Genomic DNA, 15,851 nt, shown 5'->3' with positions numbered 1-15,851 from the left:
GACGCAAAGCGTTTTCTCAGTCAGCGCGTGCGGTCTGCACCGGGTACACCGACTCCCAACCTCCGCCCAACGCCTTATACAACCCGACCATGGCCAGGGACACGCCGGTGGAGCTCTCGACCCACTGTTCCTGCGTCGCCAGCAACGCACTTTGCACCGTGAGCACGTTGACGAAATCCGCCACGCCTTCGACGTATTGATGTTGGGCCGTGGTAAGGGCGATCTGGTTCTGGCGCACCGCTTCGGCAAGGCTGTCACGGCGCAATTGGCTGGCGTTGTAGCGGGTCAACTGGTCGTCGATTTCATGCCAGGCGCGCAACACGGTTTGCTGGTAGGCCAGGGCCGCTTCCTGTTGCTGGGCTTCGCGCAAAGCAAGCATGCCCTTGAGGCGGCCTCCGTTGAAAATCGGCAGGCTGAATTGCGGGCCGAAGGCGAATGAGCGAGAACCCCACGAGCCTAAATCCGACAACTGCATCGCTTGGGAGCCGAGGCTACCGGACAAGGTGATACGCGGGTAAAAATCGCCCTTGGCCACGCCGATGCTCGCAGTCGCCGCATGCAATCGGGCCTCGGCCTGGCGGATGTCGGGGCGACGTTCGGCCAGTTGCGACGGCAGGCCGATAGCGACCTGGCGTTGGGTCTGGGGCACCGCGGCGTCTTTGGATAACTGCGCGTACAAGGCTTGCGGCGGCTCACCCATCAGCAGGCTCAAGGCGTTGATCAACTGGTCCTGGCGCTGCTGCAAGTCCGGCAACCGCGCTTCGATGGCGGCGACTTGGGCAGCCGCCTCCGCCACGTCGAGGTCAGTGGCCACGCCGTCAGCCAGGCGCAATTGCGACAGCTTGAGGCTATGGCGGGCGACGTCGAGGTTTTGCTCGGTAACGGCGCGGGTGTTCTGCACGCCACGCAACTGGATGTAGTCCTGAGCGGTATCTGCAAGCACCGATAACAGCACGGCGCGGCGGTCGTTTTCCGCCACTTGCAAAGTGGCGTCGGCGGCTTCGGTTTCGCGTTTTACCCGGCCCCAGAAATCCAGCTCCCAGGCAGCGGAAAAGCCAACATCCCAGAGGTTGAAAGCCGAACGGCCGTTCTTGCCAGAGGGGTCGCTCAGGCCGTCAGCACTGTTGCGTTGGCGCATGTAATCGCCATTGGCATTCACGTTCGGATAACGCTCGGCGGTGATCACCTGACGCATGGCGCGGCTTTGCTGCAAGCGGCTGCTGGCCAGTTTCAGGTCGAGGTTATCGGTCAACGCGCGGCGTGTGAGGGCGGACAGTTGCTCGTCGTGGAACACTTCCCACCAGCGCTCTTCGAGTGCACCGGTGTCCGCGTGACTGGCCGCCTGACGGCCCTGGGGCTCAGTCCATTGCGAGACTGCCGGGCCCTGAGGGCGTTGGAAATCCGGGCCGACGGTGCAGGCACTCAGGCTGATCAGACTCAGGGTGAACCAGGCCATCCGTCTCATTGCTGGGCCACCTCGCGCTGCTGGGTCGCGGGCTGGGTGTTGACGCTGGCTTCCACCGACATGCCGACCCGCAGGCGCTCGGTCAGGGCTTGGCCGGGTTCCAGGATGATTTTTACCGGAATGCGCTGCACCACCTTGGTGAAGTTGCCAGTGGCATTGTCCGGTTTGACCGACGCGAAGGTCACACCGGTGGCAGGCGCCAGGCTTTCCAGATGGCCGTTGAGCACTTTACCGTCGAGGCTGTCGACCCGCACTTCCACCGCTTGGCCGGCATGCATGTGGGACAGTTGGGTTTCCTGAAAATTGGCCACCACGTAAGCCTCGGCCAGCGGTACCACCGCGAGGATCTTGCTGCCCGGCGTCACGTAGGCGCCAACCCGCACGGCGCGCTCGCCGACCATGCCATCCACCGGGGCGACGATGCGCGTGTAGGACAGTTGATAACTGGCGATCTCCAACGCGGCCTGGGCCCGTTTGAGGCCACCTTCGGCTGCATCACGCTGGGCGGTGAGGATTTCCACTTGCTTGCGCTCGGCGGCCAATACCGCCGTGGCGTTGGCCAGCCGCGCGGTGGCCTGATCAATACGGGTCTTGGCCTGCTGGGCATTCTGCACCGTGCCGGCACCGACGCCAGCCAGGTGGTTGTAGCGGTTCAGTTCATGTTCGGCAAACGCCACTTCGGCACGATCCGCCGCCACTGTGGCCTGGGCCTGGGCGATCACCGAGCTCTGGCGCTCCAGGGTCGCCGTGGCATTTTTCAGTTGGGCCTGGGCCACCAGGGTGTCGGCATCGGCCGCCTGGGCGGCGGCGCGAAAATCACGGTCATCGATCAGCGCCAGCAATTGCCCGGCCTTGACCCGCTGGTTGTCTTCCACCAACACCTCTTTGATAAACCCGGCCACCCGTGGAGCCACCAAGGTGTAATCGGCGGCGACGAATGCGTCGTTGGTGCTCTGGCGCTTGCTGCCAAACACGCCTGGCGCCAGCAGGTAAACCAGCGCGCCGACAGCGAAGACGGCGATGACAGTGACGGCAATTTTGTCTTTGCGTTTCATAAAAATCCTTTGTCTCGATAAGCAATCAGGTCGGCGCCCGGGGCGGGTAGATCCGCGTCGGCATCCAGAAAATCAGCAGGATCAACGCCGCCGCGACACCGGCCATGACGTAGTAGAGATCCGAAGAGGTGAGCACCACGGCCTGCTGGTGCAGCCGATGGGCCAGCCCCGCCGGGTCGCTGTTGGCCAGGGGTGAGTTGCCCAGGCTGTCCACCAGCATGGTTGAGTGGAAATGCAGGCGGTGGGTGGTCAGTGCGTCGATCACGCCGGTGGCGACCACGGCGGCCAGGCCCTTGACGGTGTTGAACCAGGCTGAGGCGAATGGCCCGTCCGCCGGGGTGATGCTGCCGGTGGAGAGCATCAGCAGCGGCAACACCGCCATGGGCTGCCCGAAGATTTGCAGCAGTTGCAGGGCATAAAAATCATCGCGGATCCACGTCGAGGTCAGCTGTGCTCCACCCAGGCAAGACAGGATCAGCATGCTCAGGCCAATCCCCAATACCCAGCGGCAATCGACCCAGCGCAGGTTGCACAGCGCGGCCACCAATGGCAGCGCGATCAACTGCGGCAGCGCCATGATCAGCATCACCGGCGCGGTTTGCAGCGGTCGGTAACCCTGGACCTGGGTCAGGTAGCTGGACGGAATGATGATCACCGCCAGCAGCACAATCAGCACGCCAGCGAGGACGATCAGGGCAAATGCCAGGTTGCGGATGCCGAGCATCTGCAACTTGAAAAACGGCATCGGGTGCGACCATTCGTTGATCATGAACAGCACCAACAGCAACGTCCCGCCACACAGCAGAGCGGTGATGAGCGTCGATTCGAACCAGTCCAGGCGATTGCCCTGCAACAGGCCGATCACCAGCATGCAGATCGCCGGGAAACCCAGTAACAGGCCACGCCAGTTGAACTGCTTGAGACGCTCCAGGCGCGGCGGATCCTGAGGCAGGCCGTAAGCCACGGCGGCCATGGCCAGCAGGCACGGCGCGACAATCTGCCAGAACGCCCACTGCCAGCCGACGTACTCGGTCCACAACGCCGCCAGCGGTGTGCCGAGGCTCGGGCCGAAGGTCGCGGTCAGCGCGTAACCGGCCAGGCCATAGAGCTTGACGTTGGCCGGCAGGAAACGCAGGGCCACGGTCATCAGCATCGGTGGCAAGGCCCCGCCGGCCAGGCCTTGCACCGTGCGCAGGATCAACAGGCTTTCGTAGTTCGGTGCAAATGGACACAGCACGCCGAGCACAGTGAACACACCGATTGCCCACAGCGTGAAACGGCGCAGGGAAAACGTCACCGAACACCAGGGTGCAAATGCCATGGCCGAGACGGAGGTAGCGGTGTACGCGGCCACCAGCCAGGTGCCTTCGTCAAAGCCGATGTACAGCGCACCGCGGATGTCGGCGAGAGCGACCTTGGTCACCATCTCGTTGAGCCCGGAAACCAGTACCGCGAGCAACACGCCGACCAGGCCAATGATGATGCGGGGGCCGAACGTGGGCGGCGCGATGGCGGTGGGTTTGGCTGCGGCCAGGGGTGCGGGGGCAGCGAGGGAAGTCATGAATACAACTCGGAATAAGAAATACCCGAGCAGTCTAATAAGGCATAGACATGACGAAAACTGACTTATTGGAAGGTTATAAGTGCGCCAGACGCAACTATTGAAACACACAAAGACCTTGTGGGAGCCGGGCTTGCCCGCGATGTAGGCGACTCAATCTTTCAGTCATACTGAGGTGATGCTATCGCAGGCAAGCCAGCTCCCACATTGACCGTGCTCACTTCAAATTTGGGCGGGCTGGGCTTCGCGCCAGGTGGCTTCGCAGCACTCGCGCATGGTTTCCCGCAGCCACTTGTGCGCCGGATCCTTGTCAAACCGTGGGTGCCAGGCCTGAGTCAATACCAGGGTCGGCAGGGAGATCGGCAAGGTGAAAGCCCGCAGTGGCAGGTTCAGGCGATTGGCGCTGTACAGCGCTTCCTTGGGCACCGGCAGGATCAGGTCGGAGTCGGGCAGCATGAACATCGCGCCGTGAAACCCCGGGGCGATCATCGCCACCCGACGCTCCAGGCCCTGGGCGTTAAGGGCAGTGTCGATGGGGCCACGGGCAATGCCACGGCGGGAGATGCTGATGTGCGAATAACTGGCAAACCGCGCCGCAGTAATTTCCTCATCGAACAGCGGATGCCCTTCCCGCGCCAGGCCGACAAAGGTGGTGGAGAACAGGTTCTGCACTTTCACTTCCGGGGTGATCGGCATGGTATTGCCCACCCGCAGGTCCAGCCGGCCTTCGCGCAATGCTTCATCGTCGCTGTCACCTTCCGGCACGAAGCGCAGTTCGCACAGCGGCGCCATGCGCTCCATGGTGTCGAACAGACGACCGCCATAGACCCCGACGAAAAAGTCATTGGCCCGCACACTGAACCGTCGGCGCAAGGTGCTCAAGTCCACCTGATCCGCCGAGCGGAACAGCAACGCGGCCTGTTCCACCACGTTGCGCACCTGGTCCTGCAACTCCAGGGCCTTGGGCGTCGGCACCAGGCCGCGACCGGCACGCACCAGGATCGGATCGCCCACCGCTTCGCGGATTCGCGTAAGGGTACGGCTCATGGCCGCCGGGCTGAGGTTCATCCGCCTCGCGGCGCCCACCACGCTGCCTTCATCGAGCAAGGCGTCGAGGGCGACCAGCAGGTTCATGTCCGGTAGTTGCATGCCAAGCACTCGTGATCAGTCGGGAGTGAACTGAGTGCAATCGTAGCAGGGTTGGAGACCGTATCCGACGCAGCCCCAGCAAATGCAGTTATCCTCATTTTCAGGGTGATCTACAGACACCTATCCAAGTCACTGCTCGGACGAATCGAAGGCATCAGGCAAAAGCTGTTCAACGAGCTGAGGATTTTGTGCCGAGCACTCAAGCACCGAGAAGCTTTCCGGTACGTCGACGCGTCTTAGCACATAGGCTTTTTTCTCCAACCAGAACTCTTCGAGCTTGGGAGCAACCAGCACGCGGCGTTGCTCAGGTCCCAAAAAGACCGCACTGTACTTCTGGTCATCAATACCCACACAACGAAACGTCTCGTTGAAATCTGTCATATGAGCGATGCGATATAAGATCTCGGCACGACGCTCTGGGGATAGATTGCTGTAGATAAATATCCAACCAATCCCGCACGCGATCATCGCCGCCATTGTTGGCACATAGATCCCCCACTTCTCTTCGGCAGAGCTATCCGAATCAAAAAAACGGCCCAGACAAATCAGCAATAAAATAAGGGCCGTTATCACGACAACAATGATGCAAGGCCACAACATTAACTTGGCCAGGTGCAGCGTGGTACCGGCGACCAACGTCATGGGAAACGCAGAAGCATCAATGTGAAAGATCCCGTTAATGTCCGTGATTGCCCTGAGCCTTGCCACATAGCCCAGGATTGCCAGCAAGAGCCCCCAGAAAATGACCGTTACCTTGAAGTCCTTGAAGTAACGCTCAAGCATTTTTTCAACAAAGGCCAACACCACATAAAAGCCCATGAGGACCGAACTGAACAGCAGCAAAAATGCCGTATCGGCAGATACGTAATTTTCCTTGATCATCCCGGAAAAAATCAAAAACGTTAGCAGTGAGACAGCAGAAGCTACTGTCAGAGTGTTTTTGTTCGACGCGCGCATCTTCTTCCGCCCAGCCAAAAAGTCGTTGGCCAAAGCATCGGCTGATGCCCCGCAAGCTTTAGTGCTTAACCCACTGGTTCAGAAAGGCGCATCGCCCTGGATAGTGGTGCGGTACAGCTTGCGGCGCAGGTGGCTCGGGCAGCCTGCAGCCAGGTGGACCAGCGAGCGGTTGTCCCAGAACACCAGGTCGTGGGGCTGCCATTGATGGCGGTAGATATTTTCCGGCAGCACGCTGTGGGCATAGAGCTGGGCCAGCAGGTCGCGGCTTTCGTCTTCCGGCAGGCCGACGATGCGCGTGGTGAAGCCTTCGCTGACGAACAAGGCTTTGCGGCCGTTTTCCGGGTGGGTACGCACGATCGGGTGCACCACTTGGGCCACTTGGGCCAGTTGCTCAGGTGTCAGGGTCGGGCGCCAGTTGCCTTCGAATTTGGTCTCGCTGTAGCGCGCCGTGTAGGAGTGAGCGGCGCTGCGGCCCTCAACGGCTTTACGCAAGTGCTCGGGCAGTTGGTCCCAGGCTTTGTGCATGTCGGCAAACAGGGTGTCGCCACCTTCGGACGGCAACTCCTGGGCGTGGAGCATGGAGCCCAGGCTCGGCAGCTCCTTATAGGACAGGTCCGAATGCCAGAACTTGCCGGCGTCTCCGAGGCCGATGGATTGGCCGTTCTCGATGATGTTGGAGACGATGAGGATTTCCGGGTGATGGGCCAGCAGGAACTGTTTGAGCACGTGGATTTGCAGCACGCCGAAGCGGCGACTGAAGGCGATCTGTTGTTCGGGGGTGATGCGTTGGTCTCGGAACACTACGACGTGGTGGTCCAGATGCGCGCGGTGGATGCGGGCGAAGTCCTGGTCGTTGACCGGGCGGGACAGGTCCAGGCCAATGATCTCGGCGCCGACGCTGCCGGGAAATGGGCGGATGTCGAAGGTTTGTGCGGCGTGGGTGGTGGCTGGGGCAACAGAGGTGGCGGACATGAAATCACTCCCGGGCGGTCAGGAGAGTGACTTTATAGATATAAGAACGGCAGTTTAAATACCGTTAATGAATATCCATATGGCGTTTTGGGGTAGGGGTTGTGTGTGTTGATGCTGAAGGCCTCATCGCGGGCAAGCCCGCTCCCACAGGAGTTTGTATTCCAATGTGGGAGCGGGCTTGCCCGCGATGAGGCCAGTACAAGCGCCAGAAATCAACGCTCGTGCAACGCCTCGGCCCGCGCCTTGATGATCGGCTTGAGCAGGTAGCTGAGGATGGTTTTCTTGCCGGTGATGATGTCCACCGACGCGACCATGCCCGGGATGATCAGCAGCGGCTTCTCGTCCGTGCCCAGATGGCTGCGGTCGGTGCGCAAGGTGATCATGTAGTAGGTGGTTTTCTTGTCTTCGTCGGTGATGGTGTCGGCACCGATGCGTTCCAGCTTGGCTTTCAGGCCACCGTAAATGGTGTAGTCATAGGCGGTGAACTTGACCACCGCTTCCTGCCCAGGGTGCAGGAAGGCAATGTCTTGCGGGCGGATCTTGGCTTCCACCAGCAGGGTGTCGTCCAACGGCACGATTTCCACCATGTCGCTGCCCGGCTGGATCACACCGCCGATGGTGTTGACCAGCAGCTGCTTGACGATCCCGCGCACCGGCGAGGTCACCAGGGTCCGGCTGACCCGATCTTCCAGGGCTTTGCCGGTGGCCTGGGCCTTGTTCAGGTCGGTGCGGGCTTCGTTGAGTTGGGTCAGGGCTTCACTGCGGTACTTGCCGCGCGTCTCGTCGATCTTGCGCTGCACTTCCTTGATCGCCGAATCGGCGCGAGGGATCGCAAGGGTCGTGGCGTCCAGTTGCCCACGGGTTTCCATTTCCGCGCGTTTGAGGCGCAGCACTTCCACCGGCGACACCGCACCCTGGGCGACCAGCGGCTCGGACATGTTGATTTCCTGGCGCTGCAACGACAACTGGTTGCGGTATTGGCTCTGCTTGGAAGAGTACTCGCGCAGTTCCTGTTGGCGCTGCGTCAGTTGTTCCTGCAAACCACCGATTTCGTCCTTGAACTGCTGGCGACGGCTTTCGTACAGCGATTGCTCGCTGATGGCCTGGCTTGGCGCGGCAGTGCGCACATCTTCGGGGATGTTCAGCGGCCGGTCTTCAACCTGGGCGCTCAAACGCTCGATACGCAGCAGCAGGGAAAGGCGCTGGGCTTCGGTTTCCCCGGCGTTGGACACAAACCGGGTGTCGTCGAGGCGAATCAGCGGCGCACCCGCATTAACGATCTGCCCTTCCTTGACGTACAACTCGGCAACAATGCCGCCTTCCAGGTTCTGGATTTTCTGCAGCTTGGAAGAGGGAATGGCCTTGCCATCGCCCCGGGTCACTTCATCGATCTTGGCAAACCCGGACCACAGCAGCATGCACAGGAAAAAGCCGATGATGCCCCAGATAGTCAGACGCACCACGCGGGGGGCGTCTTCGATCAGGGCCTTCTTGACCTCCGGCAGTGGCTGGCCGTCCAGCGAGTCGGAGCCGATGAAATAGCGACGGACCGCGTCCTTGAATTTACGCAACACTGATCTGCCCCTTCTTCAACGCTTCCATCACTACCGCTTTCGGGCCATCCGCGAGGATTTGCCCACGGTCGATCACCAACAAACGGTCCACCAGCGACAGCAACGACGCCCGGTGCGTCACCAGTACCACCGTCTTGTGCTCTACCACCGATTGCAGGCGCTGCTTCAGGCGCTCTTCACCGGTGTTGTCCATGGCGCTGGTGGGTTCATCCAGCAGCAGGATGGGCGGGTTGAGCAACAGGGCACGGGCCAGGGCGACGTTTTGCCGCTGACCACCGGAGAGGTTCTGGCCACGCTCACCCACTTGCAATTCGTAACCCTGGGGATGCAGGCGGGCAAATTCGTGGACACCCGCCAGTTCGGCGGCTTGCAGCACCAGTTCGTCTTCGACGTACCGGGCGCCGGAGACCAGGTTATCGCGCAGGGTACCGGCCAGCAGCTGGATGTCTTGCGGCACGTAGCCAACGTTGTGGCGCAGTTCGCTGACGTCGATTTGGCGGATGTCCACACCGTCCACCAACAAGGCACCGGAGTCGGGCTGGTAGAGTCCGACGATCAACTTGGCCAGGGAGCTTTTGCCCGAGCCGCTGCGGCCGATGATGCCGATTTTCTCCCCGGGCTTGATGATCAGGTTGATGTTCTTGAGCGCCATGTTCTGCTGGTTGGGGTAGGTAAAGTTCATACCCCGGCATTCGATGGCGCCTTGCAGGGTGCGGCGGCTCAGGGGGCGCTCTTCGAAGTTGCGCTCCTGGGGCAGCTCCATCATCTGGTCGGTGGAGACCATGGTGACCTTGGCTTGCTGGTAGCGGGTCATCAGGCCCGACAACGAGGCCAGCGGGCTGAGGGCGCGACCGCTGAGCATGTAGCAGGCAATCAGGCCGCCCATGCTGAGGTTGCCGCCAATAATCTGGTAGACCCCGAAGACGATCATGATCACACCCGCCAATTGCTGGAGCAGCAGGGTGATGTTCATCGACAGGCCGGAAAGCATTTTCACCCGCAGCTCAAGGCGGCTGAGGGTGCCAATGGTTTGTTCCCATTGGTATTGGCGTTCGCTTTCAGCGTTGTTGACCTTGACCGCGTCCAGCCCGGCCAGGGTTTCGATCAGGCTCGACTGGCGCTCGGAGGCCAGGGCCATGGTGCGTTCCATGGTCGCGACCAGCGGCTTTTGCAGCAGATAGCCGATGCCCAGGGCAATCGGGAAGGCCAACATCGGGATCCACACCAGATGCCCGCCCAGCATGGCGATCACCAGGAAAATCAGCAGGGTGAATGGCAGGTCGATCAGGCTGGTCAGCGTCAGGGACGCGAGGAAGTCCCGCAGGCTCTGAAACTCGTGGATGTTCTGGGCAAAGCTGCCGACCCGCGCCGGGCGGTACTTCATCGACATGCCGACGATCCGCTCGAACAGTGTGGCGGAGATGATCAGGTCGGTTTTCTTGCCGGCCAAATCCAGGCACAGACTGCGCAGGCTCTTGAGGATCAGGTCGAAAATGTAGGCGATGATGATACCAGTGGCCAGCACCCACAGGGTTGCAGTGGCCTGGTTCGGCACCACGCGGTCATAGACGTTCATCACGAACAATGGCGCGGCCATGGCGATGATGTTGATCAGGAAACTGGCGGCGATGGCGTCGGCGTAAAGCCAGCGCGAACGCTTGAGGGTGTCGCGAAACCAGGAGCGGGCCCGGGGAATCAGGGTGCCGTGGCTGACATCGAACTTGTGCTGGGGTTGGGCGAAGAACACTTTGCCGATGTAGTCCTCGGCCAATGCTTCGCGCTTGACGATAGTCTCGCCACCGTCGCTTTCGCTGAGCAGTACCTGCGCTTCATCTTCACCCTGCCAACCGAGCAGCACGGCACTGCGGCCGTCTTTGAGCAACAGCAGCGCCGGCATGGCAATGGCGGGAATCGAATCAAGCTTGCGCTGCAGCAAACGCCCCTGCAAACCGGCCCGGGCAGCCGCTCGGGCCAGCAAGTCAGCGCTCAGGCGCTGCGACGGCAACGGCAGGCCGGTGGTCAGCATTGCCGCGCTGGCAGTCTTCTGGTGCAGGGCACAGAGCGCCAACAACCCGTCGAGTAACGGGTCGTCGTGCAGCGTGCGTGGATCATGACTGAGATTAACTCGACCGACTTCGGATTCCACGCGGGTACTCTCGACTAACTGATGGGTCTATAAGGAATAGCTCAATTCATCCCAGGCAGTTGGACTTTCGGCTTCACATCGTTCTGCACGACGGAGGCCATTGGCGCGACCACTCCCTGGCTCTTGAGCAACTCGCCCATGGTCGCCTTGATTCGGTATTGAGTAAATAACTGAATGTTCTTGATTTCTTCCAGGCGGCGGGAAGCGGTGAACAGTTCGTTCTCGCTGTCGAGCAAATCGAGCAGGGTCCGTTGGCCCAGGCTGAATTGTTGCTGGTAGGCGGTGCGTACGCTGGTGCTGTGATCAACATATTGCTGAGCAATCGGCACCTGGGCATTGGCGTTGTTCAAGGCGTTCCAGGCCAGGCCCAGTTCTTCGTTCAACACACGCAGGGCATTGTTGCGGATATCCAGAGCCTGATTGGACTGATAGGACTTGGATTCCAGATCGGCCTTGTTGCTGCCACCGGCGAACAGGTTGAAGCGCATGCGCACCATGGCTTCCCAACCGTTGCTATGGCTCGGATCACCGTTGATGTTGTTGTCGGCATTGGTACCCAACTCAGCATCAAAGCGCGGGTAGAACGCGGATTTGGCCGCTTCGTACTGTTGCTCGGCAGCAACGATATCGGACTCGGCCGAACGCAGAATCGGGCTGTTGTCGAGCATCTGGCGACGCGCTTCGTTCAGGTCGGCGGGCAGCATCGCCATGAAGCTGGGCGGACGCTCCAACTGATCAGGTGCCTGGCCAACGGCACTGAGGTAGTTGGTTTGAGCATCAGACAGGTTGGTCTGCTCGGTGATCAGGTTATTACGGGCCTGGGCCAAACGAGCCTCGGCCTGATCCAGGTCGGCGCCGTTACCCACGCCGCGCTGGGTGCGCAACCGGATCTGGTCATAGATACGTTCGTGGTTGCGCAGGTTGTCTTCGGCCAGGCGCACGAATTCACGACGGGTCAACACGTCCAGGTAAACCTGGGCAACGGTCAGCCCAGTGCGCTCGGAAGTGCTGAGCAAGGAGTAGGCACGGGAGTTGACGGTGGCTTGTTGACGCCCGACTTCGCTGGAGGTGGCGAAACCGTCAAAAATCATTTGTCGCAAACGCAGGCTAGACTCACCACGACTCAGTGTGTCCCAGTCTTTGGAGGTGCCGTTGGCGCGATTGTTGGCACGTGTCGTGGACGTATCGACGCCCTCACGGCCATAGCCGGCGTTGAGATCCACAGTCGGCAGATAGCCACCTTTGGCTGCCTTCAACTGGTAATCGGCAGACAGGCGGCTATTCACGCCGGCCTGAACTTCCGGGTGCACATCCAGCGCTTGCTGCATGGCCTGCGGCAGTGTTTGGGCCTGTACGAAACTGGCGGCGAGAGCGAACGGTATTGCCTTAAACAGGTGCAAGCGCATTTATAGAGTTCCCCTGGACTTCTTGTCTCAAATCACAGCGGATCGTGCCGCAGTGTCGGAAAATGGCAACCGTAATGACCGTACGTCGGAAAGTTCAAAAAGCGGAACTGGTTCACACATGTAGGACGGTTCGCCGGCTAAATATCAATGTGACATTAGTGGGACGATTGTTTAGGATGGCGCCCATAAGGTCAATAGTTTGGCATAAAGTTATTCTCGAAATAATACAGTCAAATTATTGACGAAACACACGTCAATATTCAAAGCACCTCCAGCCTGATAGCTAACACGCAGTCAGGCCTATGGAAGTCAGCGAGCGGATCGCCGGAGAAATCTTCAATGAGCAGCGTAGTTGCTATTGTCAAAAGCATTGTAGGCCAGGTTTTTGTTATTTCTCCGGAAGGGGTTCGCCGTGTGCTCGTTGAAGGCGACCGGCTGTTTGCTGGCGACCAGATAGACACCGGTATGTCGGGCGCCGTCAGCCTGCAGTTGGCCGATGGCCGCATCCTGGACTTGGGCCGTGACACGCAATGGAGCGCTGACACGCCCGATTCCAGCGTCGACCTGGCCCAAGCGACCGCGCAAGCAGCGCCGTCGGTTGCCGAGCTGCAGCAAGCCATTGCGGCGGGCGTCGACCCGACGACCGATCTCGAAGCCACGGCAGCCGGTGCAAACGCGGCCGGTGTCGGCGGCGCGGCAGGCGGTGGCCACAGCTTTGTAGTGCTTGATGCCACCGCTGGCAGCGTTGCTCCGGTGATTGGCTTTCCAACGGCAGGCCTGGGCTTCGCCACCTCAGCCCTGAACCAACTTGCCGGCGCGCAAGCGAACGGCAATGACGGCGTGACGCAGCAGGCGTCGACCCTGACCCTGGGCGCCACCCCGACCATCACCGAAGCCGGCGGCGTGCTGACCTACACCGCCACTGTCACCCGGGCCTCCAGCACCGACTTGAACGTCACCCTGTCCAACGGTTCGGTGATCACCATCCCGGCCGGCCAGTTGACCGGCACCGTCAACGTGCCGTTGGCCCCTAACGACAGCCCGTACATCGACCCAAGCCAGATCAGCGTCACCGTCACCGGCACCACCGGCGGCACCAACCTGGTGCTGACCGTCGACCCAACACCAGCCGTAACCCAGATTACCGACACCATCGACACCACCACCGTGACCCTGACAGCGGCCGAGACGGTGACCGAAGGTGGTCAGATCACTTACACCGCGACCTTGACTAACCCGGCGCAAACGCCGGTGACTGTCACCTTGAGCAATGGCTCGGTGATTAACATTGAAGCGGGTAAGTCCACCGGCACCGTGGTGGTCAATACGCCGCCCAATGACGTCTACAACAATGGCAGCACCGTCACCACCACGATTACCACGGCCACCGGCGGTAACTTTGAGCACCTGGTGCCGAACACGACGCCAGCCGTTACCACCATTACCGATTCGGTCGACAACACTGGCCTGAGCCTCACCGCCACCAATACCGTCACCGAAGGCGGCCAGATCACTTACACCGCTACGCTGACCAACCCGGCGCAAACACCGGTGACCGTGACCCTGTCCAATGGCTCGGTGATTACCATCAAGGCCGGCGAGTCGGTCGGTACCGTAGTAGTCGATACCCCGCCGAACGACGTCTATGTCAACGGCAGCACAGTCACCACGAGCATCACCGGGACAACCGGCGGTAACTTCGAGAACCTGGTACCCAACACCACGCCAGCGGTCACGACCATCACCGATTCGGTCGATACCACCACCGTGACGCTGACCGCACCGGGCGATGTCAACGAAGGCGGCCAGATCACCTACACCGCTACGCTTTCCAACAAAGCGGGTACCGACGTCACGCTGAAGCTGGATAACGGTTCGACCATCACCATCAAGGCCGGCGAAACCGTCGGTTCCGTGACCGTTGCAGCGCCTGGCGATGACGTGTTCATCGACAAGAGCACCCAGACCGTCAAGATCACTGACACGGCGGGTGGCAACTTCGAAAACCTCGTTGTGGCCGGTAACGGTGCGACTACCACCATCAACGACACCATCGACAAAGTGGACGTGGTACTGACCGCGACCACCAGCGTGGGTGAAGGCGGCCAGATCGTTTACACCGCCAGCCTTGTGGATAAAAACGGCGCGGCGGTGACCAATATCACCAACCCGTTGACCGTGACGTTGGATAACGGCCAGACCATCACCATCGGCGTAAACCAGTCGAGCGGCACTGTCTCCGTTGTGGCTCCGGACGATGTGTACAAAGGCGACCAAACTGTCACCACCGCCATCAAGGGCGTGACTGGTGGCGAGCACTTTGAAAATCTGGTTCCAGGCACCACGCCGGTCAGCACCACCGTCACGGATACTCCGGGTACCGATAACACCACGACTGTGACGTTGACGGCCCCGTCTGAGGTTAACGAAGGTGGCCAGATCACCTACACCGCGACCTTGAGCAACAAAGCGGGTACCGACGTCACTCTGAAACTCGACAACGGCTCCACCATCACCATCAAGCAGGGTGAAACCGTTGGTTCGGTCACCGTGGCCGCTCCAGGCGATGACGTGTTCATCGATAAGAGCACCCAGACCGTCAAGATCACCGACACCGCTGGCGGCAACTTCGAGAAGCTGGAAGTGGCGGGCAACGGCGCAACCACCACCGTCAACGATACTATCGACAAGGTCGATGTGGTCCTGACGGCGACCACTACTGTGGGTGAAGGCGGCCAGATTGTTTACACCGCCAGCCTTGTGGATAAAAACGGCGCGGCGGTGACCAACATCACCAACCCGTTGACTGTCACCCTGGATAACGGCCAGACCATCACCATTGGTGTAAACCAGTCCAGCGGCACGGTTTCGGTTGTGGCTCCGGACGATGTGTACAAAGGCGACCAGACCGTTACAACCGCCATCACCAAAGTAACCGGTGGCGAGCACTTTGAAAGTCTGGTTCCAGGTACCACGCCGGTCAGCACCACCGTCACGGATACTCCGGGTACCGATAACACCACCACTGTCACGCTGACCGCACCTGATGCCGTCAATGAAGGTGGCCAGATCACCTACACCGCGACCTTGAGCAACAAGGCCGGTACCGACGTCACCCTGAAACTCGACAACGGCTCGACCATCACCATCAAGCAGGGTGAAACCGTTGGTTCGGTCACCGTGGCCGCTCCAGGCGATGACGTGTTCATCGACAAGAGCACCCAGACCGTCAAGATCACTGACACCACTGGCGGCAACTTCGAGAAGCTGGAAGTGGCTGGCGACGGCGCAACCACCACCATCAACGACACCATCGACAAGGTCGATGTGGTGCTGACGGCCACCACCACTGTGGGTGAAGGCGGCCAGATCGTTTACACAGCCTCCTTGGTCGACAAATCGGGTAATGCGGTGACCAACATCACCAACCCGCTGACTGTCACCCTGGACAATGGCCAGACCATCACCATTGGCGTGAACCAGTCGAGCGGTACCGTCTCTGTTGTGGCGCCGGACGATGTGTACAAAGGCGATCAGACCGTCACCACCGCCATCAAAGGCGTGAC

At 60.4% G+C, this 15,851-nt stretch carries 10 protein-coding genes; 1 reads left to right on the top strand and 9 read right to left on the bottom strand.

Annotated features, from left to right (window positions below; translation table 11 throughout):
* Nucleotides 1-16: 16 nt before the first annotated feature.
* The 9 genes from GNF76_RS27705 to GNF76_RS27665 form a co-directional block, all read right to left on the bottom strand.
* Nucleotides 17-1,465, bottom strand: coding sequence for an efflux transporter outer membrane subunit (locus GNF76_RS27705; RefSeq protein ID WP_155586241.1), 1,449 nt, complete (start codon nucleotides 1,463-1,465; stop codon nucleotides 17-19).
* Nucleotides 1,462-2,520, bottom strand: a complete 1,059-nt coding sequence (locus GNF76_RS27700) for an HlyD family secretion protein (protein ID WP_155586240.1) — start codon at nucleotides 2,518-2,520, stop codon at nucleotides 1,462-1,464. Before GNF76_RS27700 ends, GNF76_RS27705 begins: the two co-directional genes overlap by 4 nt.
* A 25-nt stretch (nucleotides 2,521-2,545) precedes the next feature.
* Nucleotides 2,546-4,081, bottom strand: a complete 1,536-nt coding sequence (locus GNF76_RS27695) for an MFS transporter (protein ID WP_155586239.1) — start codon at nucleotides 4,079-4,081, stop codon at nucleotides 2,546-2,548.
* 222 nt (nucleotides 4,082-4,303) lie between these two features.
* On the bottom strand, nucleotides 4,304-5,230 hold the full coding sequence (locus tag GNF76_RS27690; RefSeq protein ID WP_155586238.1) for a LysR family transcriptional regulator: 927 nt from the start codon (nucleotides 5,228-5,230) through the stop codon (nucleotides 4,304-4,306).
* A 129-nt stretch (nucleotides 5,231-5,359) separates the two neighbouring features.
* The gene (locus GNF76_RS27685) at nucleotides 5,360-6,187 is read right to left on the bottom strand and encodes a hypothetical protein (RefSeq protein ID WP_155586237.1); all 828 of its coding nucleotides are present in this window, start codon (nucleotides 6,185-6,187) and stop codon (nucleotides 5,360-5,362) included.
* 78 nt (nucleotides 6,188-6,265) lie between these two features.
* On the bottom strand, nucleotides 6,266-7,159 hold the full coding sequence (locus GNF76_RS27680; protein WP_155586236.1) for a TauD/TfdA dioxygenase family protein: 894 nt from the start codon (nucleotides 7,157-7,159) through the stop codon (nucleotides 6,266-6,268).
* 212 nt (nucleotides 7,160-7,371) lie between these two features.
* Nucleotides 7,372-8,733 carry an HlyD family type I secretion periplasmic adaptor subunit gene (locus GNF76_RS27675; RefSeq protein WP_178123628.1) on the bottom strand — a complete coding sequence of 454 codons (1,362 nt, stop codon included), beginning with the start codon at nucleotides 8,731-8,733 and terminating at the stop codon, nucleotides 7,372-7,374.
* Entirely contained in the window at nucleotides 8,723-10,879 is a 2,157-nt protein-coding gene (locus tag GNF76_RS27670; protein ID WP_178123627.1) for a type I secretion system permease/ATPase, read from the bottom strand. Before GNF76_RS27670 ends, GNF76_RS27675 begins: the two co-directional genes overlap by 11 nt.
* Nucleotides 10,880-10,920: 41 nt before the next feature.
* On the bottom strand, nucleotides 10,921-12,285 hold the full coding sequence (locus GNF76_RS27665) for a TolC family outer membrane protein (RefSeq protein WP_155586235.1): 1,365 nt from the start codon (nucleotides 12,283-12,285) through the stop codon (nucleotides 10,921-10,923).
* A gap of 339 nt (nucleotides 12,286-12,624) precedes the next feature.
* Here GNF76_RS27665 and GNF76_RS27660 point away from each other — a divergent pair.
* Nucleotides 12,625-15,851, top strand: a 3,227-nt coding sequence (locus GNF76_RS27660; RefSeq protein WP_155586234.1) for a retention module-containing protein, incomplete at its 3' end; no start/stop codon positions are given.

This window comes from Pseudomonas spelaei (assembly GCF_009724245.1).
GTDB lineage: Bacteria > Pseudomonadota > Gammaproteobacteria > Pseudomonadales > Pseudomonadaceae > Aquipseudomonas > Aquipseudomonas spelaei.
The sequence above is the reverse complement of the archived record's forward strand: the minus strand, read 5'-3'. Positions and strand labels throughout refer to the sequence as shown.